Source organism: Paractinoplanes brasiliensis (genome assembly GCF_004362215.1).
GTDB lineage: Bacteria > Actinomycetota > Actinomycetes > Mycobacteriales > Micromonosporaceae > Actinoplanes > Actinoplanes brasiliensis.
In genome coordinates this window covers 3001326-3014548 of the sequence record NZ_SNWR01000001.1, presented here as the reverse complement: position 1 = coordinate 3014548, position 13223 = coordinate 3001326, and the positions used below count along the sequence as shown (strand labels likewise).

The following is a 13223-nucleotide window of genomic DNA, read 5'->3' as shown; positions in this document are numbered from 1 at the left end:
TCGTTGTTCCTGGTGATGACGACCCGGTGAACGGACGCGGCCTTCCTCAGTAGACGATGGCGGTTCTCTACGCCAACCGTCGTCTACCAGAAAGGCCGCTCGTGCCAGTCTCGCATGCGGTCGCCGATGTCGTCATGAACAAGGCCAGCCAGGCCGACCTCGGCCGGGTAACCGCGCTGGCCGCGGTGTTCGCGCCGGTCAAAGATCCGCGTAAGCCCAAGGGCGTGCGGCATCCTCTCACCGCGGTACTGACGGTGCTGACCATGGCACTGCTGTGCGGGGCACGTGATTGCCGGCAAGCCGCCGACCGGGTCGCGGAACTCCCGCAACCCCTGCTCGGCGCAGCGGGCGCCCGCACGCACCCCGTCCTGGGCATCCGGATCCCGCCCGGCCGTGACACCCTGCGCCGGCTGGCCGAGGCCGTCGACGCCGCGGTCTTGGACCGGCTGATCTGCGCCTGGCTGACCACCCTGCTCGAGGTTCGCACCGGTGTCGGGCTGGCCCTGGACGGCAAGACCGTCCGCAACACCCGCCCCGGCACCGGCGTGGACGTGCAACTGTTCTCCGCGATGCGCCACGACACCGCCGTGGTCATCGCCCAGGTCCAGGTCCCGGCCGACACCACCGAAGTCACCCAGATCGCCGCCCTGCTCGACCCGGTCGACATCACCGGCATGACGATCACCGCCGACGCCGCCCATCCCAGCCACGACACCGCCACCTACCTACTCAAGCGCGATGCCGGTTACGCCTTCACCGTCAAAGGCAACCGGCCCGGCCTGCTCACCGCGATCACTGACCGGCTGCCCGCAGCCGTCCCCGCTCTGGCTGCCGCAACGCACACCGAGCACCGAAACGGCCACCGGGTCACCCGCACCATCTGGACCGCACCCGCCGACGGCGTGGACTTCCCCGGCGCGGTCCAGGTCTTCCGGATCCGCCGCGACACCTACGCCCCCGACGGCCAACGCGTCAGCAAACACCTCCTGCACGGCATCACCAGCCTGACCTGCACCGCAACCGAGATCGCCGCTCACGTCCGCAGCCACTGGGGAATCGAAAACAAGATCCACTGGATCCGCGACGTCCTGCTCGGCGAAGACCACCACCACGCCTACCTCGGCACCGTCGCCCACGCCATGGCCGCCCTGCGCAACCTCGCCCTCGCCCTGATCCGCCTCGCCGGGCACACCCGAATCAAACAGCTCATGGAACGGCATCACGCCAACAAGATGCTCATCCCGACGCTACTCAACGCAGCCATCCGATAACCATCCGACTTTGCTTTGGCTCTGGGCGTGTATCCGAGCCGTCGCAACCGTTCGACGTCGTCGAGACCGACCGCAGTCATCAGAAACTCTTCCTATCGACGGGTCAACAAAACGGAAGCCGAGGAAAGGCGGGCTGGGCGCGTTCGATGACTGGGGGACAGTTCGCTACGCGCCCAGCCCGTGAAACCCGGCCACGGGCGTGTCAGGCCAGGAAGGGCCGGGTGGTCCATGTCCCACGAGCGCACGAATCGACCGCACGCAAGCGGCGCCGACTTCGTTGGCATTGAGGCGAGCGGGGCGAACAAGTCAGCCGCAATCGGTGATGAGAGTGCCGTCAGGTCACCCTGTGCCGATCGATGCTGAGGGTGCTGTGAACGCGTCAGCAGAAGCGGAGTGTCGGCTCGTGGAGATGGGGCGAGGGCAATGCTCCGCCGTCATGGTGATGCCGCATCCTGGACACCATCTTTGCGTTCGTTTGGCGAAAGTGAATCCCGCGAAAAATCCTAACAGAATCCCCGCGATTCCGAATCCCGCTATCAGCACCTTTCATCACCACCCTCCTCAATTCATTATTTCGATATTGCAGTCCGGGTCGCCAAGGAGATCGACAGTGGCGAGGCGTTTCCGCCGGCGGGACTGTAGTATTGAGTTCTTGCCAATTCCACACTGCGAATATCTTAACTGCGCACTGACTGGGATCCTCTGATGTGCGGACCAAGGCCGTGCTTGCTGGACCAGCATTACCAACGTCCGCTGTTGTCGGAAGGCAGCCTTGGAGTGGATGATGAGAATATTGGCGATGTAGGCGTTAATTGCGTGAAGTTGTCGGCGGTTCACCAACTCGGGAAGGGGCGCCTGAGGTCGTGCGGGTTTTAGTTCTCGGGGGATCGTGGTTCGTCGGCCGGGTGCTGGTCGAGAGAGCTGTCGGTCAGGGCCTCGACGTCACCGTCTTCAACAGGGGGCGCTCGCCCGTCGATTTGCCGACCGGCGTCCGTCGGGTGGTGGGCGATCGTGAGAGTCCGTCAGATCTGGTCGCACTCGCCAAAGAGGGGCCATGGGACGCTGCGATCGATGTGTCTGGAAGCGTCCCTGCGGTGGTTGCGCGGTCGGCCAAGATATTGGCGCCGGCGGTGGGGCACTACACGTTTGTTTCGACGATTTCCGCTTACCGGGACTGGCCGCATGCTGCGGTCGATGAGGGTTCAGCGTTGTGGGATGGCGATCCCGGTCTCGATCCTGGGACGCGGCGGTGGGATCCGGACACTTACGGCCCGCTGAAGGTGGGGTGCGAGATTGCCTGCGGGAACGCTTTCGGGTCGGACAGGCTGCTTGTTCTTCGGCCCCATGTTGTTCTCGGGCCTTACGAGTACGTGGGACGTCTGCAATGGTGGCTGGATCGTGTTCGTCGGGGAGGACGCATTCTGGTACCGGCTCCCGACCGCGGAATACAACCGGTTGACGTCCGGGATCTATCCGATTTTCTCCTGGAACGAGTGCGAGACGGTGACGCCGGGGTCTATAACGTCGCGCCGAACAACGACGAAGCAACTTTCGGCGACATGCTGACGGCGTGCGCTGACGTGGTTGGGCCCGCGGACAAGCGGGTTAGGTTCGTCTGGGCCGACGAGGACTGGCTGGTGGAGCAGGGCGTGACGCAATGGACGGAATTGCCGTTGTGGCGCAACGCGGCTGCGCCATGGAGCATGAGCGCCGAGCGCGCTCGGGCGGCAGGGCTGCGCTGCCGCCCGATTGCTGAAACCGTTGCCGACACGTGGGCGTGGCTGCACAGCGGTGGGAGACCTGTAGATCATGAGCGCTTCGGTGAACACGGGATCGCACCTGACCGTGAGCAGGAGTTGATCAGGCGATGGCTGACTGAGCATCCTCAGTCGTGACCGTTCGCGGCGAGCGGGTCATCATCTTCTCGAAAGCCCGGTTGATCGCCGGGTCACGGCCGGCGACGTACCGTGCTGTGGGCGTGTAGCCGTTGCGGGTGAACAGGCGCAGAGCTGCATCATTGCGGACGCCGGTCTCCAGGATGATCCTGCGCGCGCCGCCGCGTTCGGCGGTGTCCTCCAGTACGTCGAGGAGTCGTTGCCCGAGTCCATGTCCACGTGCTTGGGGTACTAGGTACGTCTTTTTGATCTCGAAGGTGGCACTGCCTGGTTCGAACCTGCGGCAACCACCGCAGCCAACTGGCACACCGTCGCGGTAGATGACGATGAACAGCCCGTCTGGTGCTTCATAGTTGCCAGGATCGAGATCGACCGACTCGGCCCACCCGTATCGTCCGACCTGCTCCCGGTAGAAGACGTTGAGCATCGTTGCCGCGTCCGGGTGATCGACCCGGCGTGCAGCGAAGATGACATCACGGTGCATATCACCGCGGTGAGGAAGATCGGGGTTGCCGATGGTCATGCATTCAATAGTGCGGCATCAAACTCTGGTAGGAAGGCTTTGACCTCGGCCGATCGTGCGTGACGGCCGAGCGTCGGGCGCAGAGATTTCAGGTAGCTGCGGCCGCGTGGCGATTGGACCGTGGGCAGCAGAGGCAGGTCTGCCCTGATTACGCCGATCGCGTCGCTGGTTCGGCCGCGCTGCACGAGCGCTCGCGCGAGGAAGGTGCTGTGCAGCAGCCCCGATCGGGCGTAGGCCGGACCGTTGGCGTCGTCGGACGCCGTCATCTCGGTGACCGCCGCGCTGAGCACCTCGATTCCCTCGTCGAGCAGCCGGGTGCGATGCGCGGTCGACTGGTTGGCGAGCGTTACCAGGGCTTGGCCGGTTTCCGCCGCCAGCTGAAGCGGACTGAGGTAATAGAGGAACGCCGGCCGGGGTTGCCTCTTGTCGCCGTCGCTGAGCAAGGCGGTGGCTTCTTCGGCGCAGCGGCGGAATCCGGTGATGTCGCCGTCAGCGGCGGCGGCGGTCGCTTCACGGCCCAGGAGCCTCGCTCGCATGATCGGGTCGGCCGACCGGGACTCGGCGTGGGCGGCCTCGGCGAGATGCTGGGCTTGGCGGCCGTGGCCGGCGAAAGCGGACACGTAGCTGAGCATGCCGATCACATTCGCGGCGCGTTCGGTGTCGTGCAACGCGCGGCACACGCCGACGCTGAGCAGCAGATATCGTTCGGCCGCGCCGTAATGACTGGAGTCGAAATGCAACCAGCCCAAGAGTTGCGCCAGGTCAGCGATGATGGCCAGCAGGCGCCGGCCGGTGACGGCGTCGTAGCTGGCGTATTCGACCATGTCCATGGTGCTCCGCAGCTGCGCGGTCACATATCGCACGCTTAACGCGCCACCGCCGTGCCGGTCGTCGAGACGCCGTAGATCGGCGACGTGCGCCGCGACGAGGTCAACCTGCTCGGGGTGAACCTTCTCGTGATCTGGTCGCAGTCGCGCGGGCACGGAGATGCCGCCGAACTGGTCCAGGACGGCCGCGACGAGGTCGAGGCCGGAGGCGTCTCCAACTGGGCTCAGCGGGGTGGCCGCAACGGTGGACAGGTGGCCGAGTTCGCGCACCAAGTCATCCACGTGCGACACGGACTCGAACCCGCTGGCTGCGGCTATCTCACTGCCTTGCGTTCCCGGCCATAGCTGACCGGTGTCGACCTTGAAACCGAGGCGCTCGGACAGCACGGCCGCCACGAGCCACCGCATATGCGGTCGGGGCTGGCCGCCACGCAGCCAGAAGTAGCCGGCCGTGGCATCGATCCGAAGACGATCACGTCCCTGTCGCGACAGCCGAGTATTGACCGCGGCCACCAGGTCGCGCGGGCTCCACGTCGCCAACCGTAGAAGGTCGGCCAGCGTTGACGGTGCTTCGGTCATGGCCCCTCCGCGCGTTGGCAGCCACACCGACAGTAGCGAAACAACCCCGGGTGCGGACGTTCCGAAAGCGGCACATCGTTGATTTCACGCAATTCACGGGACATCCCAAGACTTCCCGCACCTCGCGGTCGGCGCCACTACCCGTCACACCCACGACATTGGTCCACTCGAATACGGCGCGGACATGGCCCTCGTCCCCGGAGCTTGGGACGAGGCTGATGCCAGGGCCGGACCGTCACACGTGAGGAGACCTCAATGACCACCACCAAGAGCTCGACGCTCGACCCCGCCGCCGTCGGCAAGCGTGCTGCGGAGATCCTGGACCAGATGCAGGCCCACCCGCTGTGGGAGCGGTTCACGACCTCCAGCATGAAGTACAGCCCGTGCTGGGCGACCTACACCGGGATGCCGGCGATCTCGCGGTTCGACCTGGACCGCGACGGACAGCCGCTGCTGGTCGAGGCCATGCGGTCGCTCGCGCTCAAGGCCGCAGTGTACGACCTGACCGGCGGCGACGAGCAGGCGTCCGAGTTGCTGCTGCCGCTGCCGGTCGACGACATGGTCCACGCCGTGCTGGCCCAGCACACGGTGATGAGCCACATCGAGCGCGACTTGGGCGTGCTGTTCCCGCACGACACCGCCCTGGAAGACTTCGCCTATTTCCGCGGCTGCGACACCGACGCCTACTACGCCGCCGCCGGCTGGGGCGAACAGCCGCTGCGCTATTGGCTCGACACTGCCGAGGTCGACAAGCGCATCGCCCACCTCAACGAGCTGTACGGCAGCGTCGGCATCACCGCGGGCGGGCGCAGCCACGACATCGACTTCGACACGATGTTCGCCGCACCCGCCGCCTGATCAGGAACGCGCCAGCTCCACGGACAGCACCCGGCGCAGGACGGCAACGACCTCGCCGGGTGCGAACCGCTCACCGGCCTGCCGTTCAAGCCGAGCAACAACCGAGAACATCTCGTCCCGATCAGCGACACGCAGATGCGCCACCATCCAGCCACTCAGATCGTCCAGCAACTCCGGCAACACCAGCGCCTCCGGAGGCGGCGCCAGCTCCGCATCGTCAGTCTCGAGCGGCGGCAGCGGCGTGCCGGCCGACGCGTACGCCCCCGGCGCCATCCCCACCCTGAACGGGTGCACACACACCGGCACACCATCCGGCGTGGCCCGCCATCCCAGATCCGGCCGGTACGCCAACTCCGTGCGCGGACGCGCGACCACGTCGAACTCCCCAGGCCCCAGCATCTGCCCAGGGCAGATCCCGCACGTGTCGTCGCACCAACGCTCCAAAGGACCCGCCACCCCGCCATCGTAGTGGCCAACCAGAAGGATCCCGCCGATGACCAGCCTCACCCCGCCGCGTCACCCACTCGTGGAACGCGCTCTGACAACGGCTCGGCACTGGTGCTCCGGCAAGATCATCGACGACCGCCCCGCGCTGGCTCACGCCGCCCGCGTCGCCGTCACCATCGGCGAACACCACCCCGCTGCAGGACCACGAGTGATCGCCGCTGCCCTGCTGCACGACGCCCCCGAGTTCGCCCCCGCGCCGCGTGATCTCGACCGATTCCTCACCGCACGATTCGGCGACGAAGTGCGCCGGCTCATCCGCGGCATGCAGACCGAACACGACGCCCTCGATCGCATGGAACCCATCCTGCTCGACACCCGCGACGCACCCCTGGTGCTCCTGTCCACCGCAGACAAGATCGTCGCGCTCAATTCTCTGCTACGCCGCGCCCACCTCGCAGGCGACGTCCTCAATTTCTTCGCCGTCCGCAAGCCGTTAATCGACCTGCTCGACCACTTCCGGGCATGCCAGCAAGCCACCCTCGGCGCGGTTCCCCCCACCATGAGCACCGCACTCGCCGACATTCTGAACACCCTGGACACCGCCACATCGAGCCTGCGCACCAGCGGATGAAACCCGTGAGCCCTGACGGCCTTCACGCCACGATCACCACATTGTGCGGAGAGGCCGGCCTTCCAGAACCACTCGTCCGTGAGCCGATCCGGATATGGCCGCTGTCCGCTGTCGAACGCGTCCGATTCCCGGACAGAACTACGGCCATCTGCAAACACGCTCGGCCGCCCTTCACCGGCGAAGCCACCGTCCTACAAGCCGCCGCCCGAGCCGGTCTGCCCGTCCCCAGACTCTTGGCGCACCGCGTGACGGATGACCGCCTCGTGATGCTGCTCGAAGACCTTGGCGACTCCACCGAAACCCCGACCGACCTGCATGCCGCCGCAGCCACCGCTCGCCTGCACCGCGCCGATCCCACCTGCCCGAGCCTCGATGTCTGGGACACCGACACGCTCGCCGCGCTACCGGAAACCATGCTCGACGCTATCGGAAGGCTCAGTCGCTCAGGCCAACTCCGGGCCGGAAAGGACATTCTTCTCTCACTGGCCGGCCTCGCCCGCAGCAGCACGCGGCGAGCCGAAGGGACTCAACGACCACCGTTCGGCCTCGTTCACGGCGAATTTCATCCGACCTCCCTGCACCGAGGCATGCGCGGCCAACACCTCATCGACTTCGGCATGACCTTCATCGGCCCCGGAATCCTCGACCTAGCGACCTGGCAAGGAACCCGGCAGCCGCCGGACCCCAAACGCCTCGCAGCCCAACTCCACGCCTACGTCACAGCTGGTGGTACAACCCAAATCCTGCGGCAACGCGGAGGACTCGCACCCGAAGTCTGGGCACTCGGCTGGCACCGCCTGCACAGCGCCGCCTGGCTACTCCAACTCACCGCAACCGGCTCGGACGGATTCGACCCCTCCACAACCAAGCAAATCCTCCGCCGCCAAATCAGCACTGCCATCGACCTACTTCGTTGAATATCAACGTCGCAAGCAAACAACACACCAGAACCAGTCGGGCAGTCCCACCACGGCCGACGGCAGAGACCTCGCCAGCCGACTCCGCGATCAGGCCCTTCAAAAGTGCGGACACCCGGGCGTTGGACGCGGCATACCCGTCGGCCCGCATCTGTCGAGCCAATGCCTCACGGGTCAAGGCTGTGCCGGACATCGCCAGCCGTTCTCGCGCCTCACGGGCAACCGGCATCAGCTCCGCGACATCGAGAGCGGCTGACACCGGCTGAGGCGACGACGTGACCACGGCTGATTCCGGTTCCTGCAGTCCGTCCCGCCCGTCGTCCGCGAATTTCGGGACGGTCCCCGGCCCGTCCGCCCGTCGGCCGTCACCCACATCGACGCCCGCCGGACCAGAGGACGACGGGACGGTCCCTGGCGCGGAAAGCTGTCCCGCCCCGCTGTCACGGTCAGAGGCGGCAGCGGGGTGGTCCAGGAGACCGAACAGCAATTTGACCGCTACCAAGAGCGCGAACGCGGGCCAGCCCGATACCGCCCGGCCGATCCAGTCCGCGCCGCCCACAGCCATGTTCGCCGCGAAGCTGGTCCCGGTGCCGGCCACCAGAGCCGCCCATGGCAACCAGCCCGACGAACGCCCCGCCCGCTTGTCAGCCAGCAGCACCAGCGACGCGACGATCTCGATCCCGTCGACGGACAGCGGGAACATGTGCCCCTGACCGGCCTGTTCGGCGTGGACACGGCCGCCACCTGGGCCCGGCGTGAGCGGGGCCGGCGTGCCTGGTCACGGTAGCCTCGGGCTCGATGTTGCCGTCCCGTGTGCTTGAGGTGCTGGCCGAGCTGGCTCCGGCGAACAACGACCGCGAGCTGGACGTCAGCCGTGGCGGTCCGCTGGTGTGGCTGGACGACGCGGAAAAGGTGGGCCGCACGAAACAGGCCAACCGGCTCGCCGCGATCGGGGCTCTGCACCGCGAGGAGCGGCCGCTGCGGCGAGGCTGGGGTTTCCTGGTCGGGCGGACGGAGATCGACGGCAAGCTTCGCAAGATCCGGGTGCCGTTGCTCAGCCAGCCCGTACGGCTTGAGCGTGGGCTGCTGGGTTATCGGGTCGTCCCGGCCGGCGACATCGAGATCACGCCGCTGATCGCGGACCGGACGCTCGCGGCCGCGCTGGAGGCGGCGCCGGGGCTGGCCGGGCCGGGGTGGCTGGAGGCGACCGGCAGCAAGGCCTGGCTGTGGTCGGCCGCCGAGGCGACGGGGCTGCCGGTGGACGCGCACGCGACCGGGCGCCGTGCCCCCGACGATCGGGTGGTGCTCGTTTCCGAGCCCGCGCTGTTCGTGGTACGGGACGTCTTCGGAGCCGGTCTCGCCGACAGTTTGCGCAGCTGGGCGGGGCGCGAGCTGGCGGGCACGGCCCTGGCCTCGATCTACGACACGTGCGGCGAGTCCGAAAAGGACCGTACGGAGGTGGTTTCGCCCCTGCCCTTGAGCGAGGCTCAGGCCGAAGTGGTTCGCCGGGTGCGCACGGCCCCGATCACCGTCGTCTCGGGGGCGCCGGGCAACGGCAAGAGCCACACCGTGGTCGCGGCCGCGCTCGAGGTTGTGCACCGCGGCGGGTCGGTGCTGGTGGCCACCCAGTCGCCGCACGCCGCCGAGGTGCTGGCCGGGCTGCTCGAACGGTATCCGGGCCCGGTTCCGGTGCTCTTCGGCGATGCGGCCCGGCGGGAGAGCCTGGTCGCCGAGCTGACCGCGGGCTTCGGCGACGGGGCGACCGAGAGCGAGTTGCGGGCGGACGCTGATCGGGTCCGTCGCGCTCTTGCCCGCGTACGGGAAATGCGGTCGACCTTGAAGGCGGCGCTCGAGATCGAATTGCGGGCGGCCGAGCTGCCGGAATGGCAACCGCTGCTTCCGGGACTGACCGCGGACGTGCCCGGCGCCTTCCGCGACGGCGTCGACCTGGAACGGGCCGCTGCCCGGCTCGACCGTGGTGGCCTGGCCCGCTGGTGGACACTGCGACGGATGGGTTCGCCCGAGCGCGTACGGGATGCCCTGGCCGCGGCGACCGCCCAGCGCGCCGCCGCTCACCTCGCCGCGACCGGTGGCACCGATCTCGAACCGCAGTGGGCCGCCCTGCACGAGGCCGAGAACGCGCTGGCCCAGGCGATCGGGGACGCGATGCGCCGCAGTGCCCGCAGCGAGCGCCGCTGGGACCGGTCCGCCCGTCGTTGCGCCGCCGAACTGGCCGCCGCGCTGCGAGCCGGGCGTAACCGCCGCCGCGAGCTGCTGGCCACGATCGAGGCCGGGCCGCTGACACGCGCGCTCCCGCTGTGGATCGGCACGGTGGCCGACGTCGAGGATTTGCTGCCCGCCGCGCCCGGGATGTTCGACCTGGTGGTGCTCGACGAGGCGTCCCATGTGGATCAGGTACGGGCGGCTCCGGTGCTGGCCCGGGCCCGCCGCGCGCTGGTGGTGGGTGATCCACGCCAGCTGCGGTTCGTCTCGTTCGTGAGCGACGTCGACGTGGTCGAGGTGCTGGCGCGGCACGAGGCGGACGAGCGTTTGGACGTACGCCGGATGAGCGCCTACGACGTCGCGGCGGGCGCTGCCCCGGCGACCTGGCTGGCCGAGCATCACCGCAGCGTGCCGCACCTGATCGGCTTCTCGGCCCGGCGCTTCTACGGCGACAAGCTGGACATCCTGACCCGTACGCCGGCGGGCGAGAACACCGGCGCGATCGACGTGCTGCACACGCCGGACGAGGTCGAGGCTGTGCTCGCGGCGGTCGAGAAGGAGGCGGCGTCCGGCACCCGGGGGATCGGGGTGATCTCACCGTTCCGCGCGCAGGCCGACGCCCTGGAGGCGGCGCTGGTCGAGGCCTACCCGGTCGAACGGATCGAGGAGCTCGGCCTGCGCGTGGGGACGGTGCACGCCTTCCAAGGCAGCGAGGCCGAGGTCGTGATCGTGTCGCTGGGCCTGGCGCCCGGCGATCCACCGGCCCGCCGCCGGTTCGCCGCCGACCCGAACCTGTTCAACGTGATGGTCACCCGGGCCCGGCGCAAACTCGTCGTGGCGACGGCCTTGACCAAGCCGGGCGGCCTGATCGGCGAGTTCTTCGCGTACGCGCAAGCCGGCCCCACCGCCCGCGATCCGAGCCCGCCCGCGCCGGCCGGGTGGGCGGCTGACCTGGCCACCGAGCTGGCCCGACTGGACGTGCCCACCCGCCCCGCGTACGGGGTCGGCCGCTGGACGATAGATCTCTGCCTGGGCCCGGCCGAGAGCCCCATCGGCGTCCTCTGCGGCCCCCATCCTGACGGCCCCGACGCCCACCTGGCCCGGCGCCGAGCCCTGACCTTGGCGGGCTGGCAGTTGCGCGACGTCTTCGCGAGCCGCTGGCACGGCGACCCCCGCCGAGCCGCCCTCGAACTGGCCGGCGGCGTTGCCACGTGTTCCCCACCCCTGCCCGGCGACACAGCCGATTAGGCCAGGCCCTGCAGTGAGGCCGTTGACCTAGTCGCGTGACACGCCCGCCGCGGTGGGGAATTTGAGGTGAGCAGAACGCAGGTGAGCTGCGGAAAGAAAGTGGGGAGCGGCCCTTTGGAGGCGGCTCCCCAACTTTAGACTTCGAGCGTGCAGCTCTGGTGGAAGCATAACACACCGTGACGAGGCAACCTGCTCAACTGGACGCGCTCCTGACTTCCCCGTACGCCGCGCACGTGACCGCGAGGCTCATGGACTTCTTCGCCGACACGTCGCCGTGGCCGCGGCGGCTGTGGGACGTCAGCAGCGCGCTGGCGCTGGAAGAGGCGTGGGAGACCGGCGACTGGCAGCGTCAACAAGTACTGAGTCCTGGGGCGGTGTCCTGGTATCTCCGGACCCTCGAACGCCTGCTCGGGCCTGACCGTGGTCTGGGTGACAGCCGGTTGCGCAAAGAGTTGACAGACCTGTTGCGCTCAGGCTTGGCACCCGACAGCCAGCAACGTCGACGTCTGCGGCAGCTCATGCCGTTGGTGAATGACGGCTATCTCGATCGGTGGGCCGAGACGGTCGAGAGTACGAGGCCACCGTCGCCTGAACGGCTTGCGCGTGCCATCGCCACGCATCTGCTTGATCGAGGCTGGAGTTCCGGCCGCTTGCACCGATGGGTGCACGACACCAGCCAAGCGCCCGGTGTAACGCTTCGTCATCTTCTGGAAGTTGCCACGGATCTGGCGGCTACCAGTGACAGCGAATTTGAGGTGATGGTGCCGTTCGTGTCCGTGCCGAGCTATCAAACGCTCGCCGAGCCGCTGCCGGAATGGCGATCCGCGCAGGCCACGGCCGCGTGGTTCAGAAAGCAAGGCGTCATGCAGCCGCCGCGGCACAACGGCGGGTTCATCTATTATCTGCGAGCGAAAGATCCGGTTGCCGCGGTACGCGCCGCAGGAGGTCTCGTCCTGCGGCTGCAAGCACGCAGCTCGTACGCGCGAACCGGCCGAGGCCGGCTGGAGCCCGTTGGCCGTGCGTGGGTGGCGTCTCATCCCGACTCATTGCCGGTACAGCCGCCGGCTCGAGGCGCCGATGTGCTGTCGCTGAAGCGGGAACGCACGATGTATTCGGTCACTGCGTCCGATCGCCTTGATGACGCGCTGGAACTTGCCGCTCCGCTGAACGAAGGGCCGCCGGCCCCCGCGGTGTCTGGTGCATGGGCCGCGATCGAGTCGCTGTTGCATCACCCCGGCGACAAGGCCGACCCGGACGCCGACCGAGCCGTGGCGGCCGACCGGTTGGCAGCACTCGTGGCCTGCTCCTGGCCGCGCGCGGAGCTGACTGCTTTGTCGTACCGGCATCGTCCGGCCCAGCCGGACGACCTCAGCGAGGCACTTCAGCGGACACGGACCAATGCGCAGCGGTGCCAATTGGTGGCCGAAGCGCTTTCCAAGGGAGTCAAACCCGCCGTGTCGAGTCCAGGCGATGTGGCGGCCTGTCAACGGATGGCGCGGCTGCTCGCGGATCCGCAGAAGGAGCTGAGTGACGTAAGGGTGGTGTTCGAGGCGGCACTTCGACGCCTGTATCGACAGCGAAACATCGTTGCCCACGGCGGCACCACCGCCGCAGTGGCGCTCGACGCAGCGCTTCGCACTGCGGCACCTCTTGTGGGCGCCGGCCTGGACCGCCTGCTGCACGCGGCGTTGACCCTGGGGATCGAGCCGCTGGACTTGGCCGCTCGGGCCGAGAATTCGCTGGCGTTGGTCGGTGATCCACTCGGGCCGCCCTTGACCGGGCTCTTGGACTGACAGTACGAAAT

At 67.9% G+C, this 13223-nt stretch carries 11 protein-coding genes; 7 read left to right on the top strand and 4 right to left on the bottom strand.

All coding sequences use genetic code 11. The features are described from left to right. Window positions 1-101: 101 nt before the first annotated feature. Both C8E87_RS13405 and C8E87_RS13400 read left to right on the top strand, forming a co-directional pair. On the top strand, window positions 102-1271 hold the full coding sequence (locus tag C8E87_RS13405) for an ISAs1 family transposase (protein WP_166661159.1): 1170 nt from the start codon (window positions 102-104) through the stop codon (window positions 1269-1271). Between the two features lie 812 nt (window positions 1272-2083). Further along, the gene (locus C8E87_RS13400; protein WP_239080730.1) at window positions 2084-3166 is read left to right on the top strand and encodes an NAD-dependent epimerase/dehydratase family protein; all 1083 of its coding nucleotides are present in this window, start codon (window positions 2084-2086) and stop codon (window positions 3164-3166) included. Here the strand turns inward: C8E87_RS13400 and C8E87_RS13395 are convergent. Both C8E87_RS13395 and C8E87_RS13390 read right to left on the bottom strand, forming a co-directional pair. Beyond that, complete coding sequence (locus tag C8E87_RS13395) at window positions 3132-3689, bottom strand: GNAT family N-acetyltransferase (protein WP_239080729.1); 558 nt, start codon at window positions 3687-3689, stop codon at window positions 3132-3134. The two genes, C8E87_RS13400 and C8E87_RS13395, sit on opposite strands and share 35 nt — an antisense overlap. Further along, window positions 3686-5095, bottom strand: a complete 1410-nt coding sequence (locus C8E87_RS13390) for an NsdA family TPR-like regulatory protein (RefSeq protein WP_133873402.1) — start codon at window positions 5093-5095, stop codon at window positions 3686-3688. Before C8E87_RS13390 ends, C8E87_RS13395 begins: the two co-directional genes overlap by 4 nt. Before the next feature lie 255 nt (window positions 5096-5350). Here C8E87_RS13390 and C8E87_RS13385 point away from each other — a divergent pair, with 255 nt between their 5' ends. Further along, window positions 5351-5953: a hypothetical protein gene (locus C8E87_RS13385; protein ID WP_133873401.1), complete on the top strand. Its 603-nt coding sequence runs from the start codon at window positions 5351-5353 to the stop codon at window positions 5951-5953. Here C8E87_RS13385 and C8E87_RS13380 read toward each other — a convergent pair whose 3' ends face one another. Further along, window positions 5954-6352 (bottom strand): hypothetical protein, encoded by a 399-nt coding sequence (locus C8E87_RS13380; protein ID WP_307870884.1) that lies wholly within the window; start codon window positions 6350-6352, stop codon window positions 5954-5956. Between the two features lie 94 nt (window positions 6353-6446). Here C8E87_RS13380 and C8E87_RS13375 point away from each other — a divergent pair, with 94 nt between their 5' ends. After that, entirely contained in the window at window positions 6447-7031 is a 585-nt protein-coding gene (locus C8E87_RS13375) for an HD domain-containing protein (RefSeq protein ID WP_133873400.1), read from the top strand. A gap of 245 nt (window positions 7032-7276) precedes the next feature. Further along, entirely contained in the window at window positions 7277-7948 is a 672-nt protein-coding gene (locus C8E87_RS13370; protein ID WP_341771733.1) for a phosphotransferase, read from the top strand. Here the strand turns inward: C8E87_RS13370 and C8E87_RS13365 are convergent. Next, window positions 7920-8651: a hypothetical protein gene (locus C8E87_RS13365; protein ID WP_133873398.1), complete on the bottom strand. Its 732-nt coding sequence runs from the start codon at window positions 8649-8651 to the stop codon at window positions 7920-7922. The genes C8E87_RS13370 and C8E87_RS13365 overlap by 29 nt on opposite strands. A gap of 95 nt (window positions 8652-8746) precedes the next feature. Here C8E87_RS13365 and C8E87_RS46325 point away from each other — a divergent pair, with 95 nt between their 5' ends. Both C8E87_RS46325 and C8E87_RS13355 read left to right on the top strand, forming a co-directional pair. Continuing rightward, on the top strand, window positions 8747-11419 hold the full coding sequence (locus C8E87_RS46325) for a DEAD/DEAH box helicase (RefSeq protein WP_133873397.1): 2673 nt from the start codon (window positions 8747-8749) through the stop codon (window positions 11417-11419). 248 nt (window positions 11420-11667) lie between these two features. Further along, entirely contained in the window at window positions 11668-13212 is a 1545-nt protein-coding gene (locus C8E87_RS13355) for an integrase (protein WP_133873396.1), read from the top strand. Window positions 13213-13223 lie beyond the last annotated feature (11 nt).

Bases quoted from the DNA above. Each gene is read 5' to 3' on its own strand.
- C8E87_RS13395 (WP_239080729.1), bottom strand. From the start codon at position 3,689: ATGACCATCGGCAACCCCGATCTTCCTCACCGCGGTGATATGCACCGT.
- C8E87_RS13390 (WP_133873402.1), bottom strand. From the start codon at position 5,095: ATGACCGAAGCACCGTCAACGCTGGCCGACCTTCTACGGTTGGCGACG.
- C8E87_RS13385 (WP_133873401.1), top strand. From the start codon at position 5,351: ATGACCACCACCAAGAGCTCGACGCTCGACCCCGCCGCCGTCGGCAAG.
- C8E87_RS13380 (WP_307870884.1), bottom strand. From the start codon at position 6,352: ATGCTGGGGCCTGGGGAGTTCGACGTGGTCGCGCGTCCGCGCACGGAG.
- C8E87_RS13375 (WP_133873400.1), top strand. From the start codon at position 6,447: ATGACCAGCCTCACCCCGCCGCGTCACCCACTCGTGGAACGCGCTCTG.
- C8E87_RS13365 (WP_133873398.1), bottom strand. From the start codon at position 8,651: ATGTTCCCGCTGTCCGTCGACGGGATCGAGATCGTCGCGTCGCTGGTG.
- C8E87_RS46325 (WP_133873397.1), top strand. From the start codon at position 8,747: ATGTTGCCGTCCCGTGTGCTTGAGGTGCTGGCCGAGCTGGCTCCGGCG.
- C8E87_RS13355 (WP_133873396.1), top strand. From the start codon at position 11,668: ATGGACTTCTTCGCCGACACGTCGCCGTGGCCGCGGCGGCTGTGGGAC.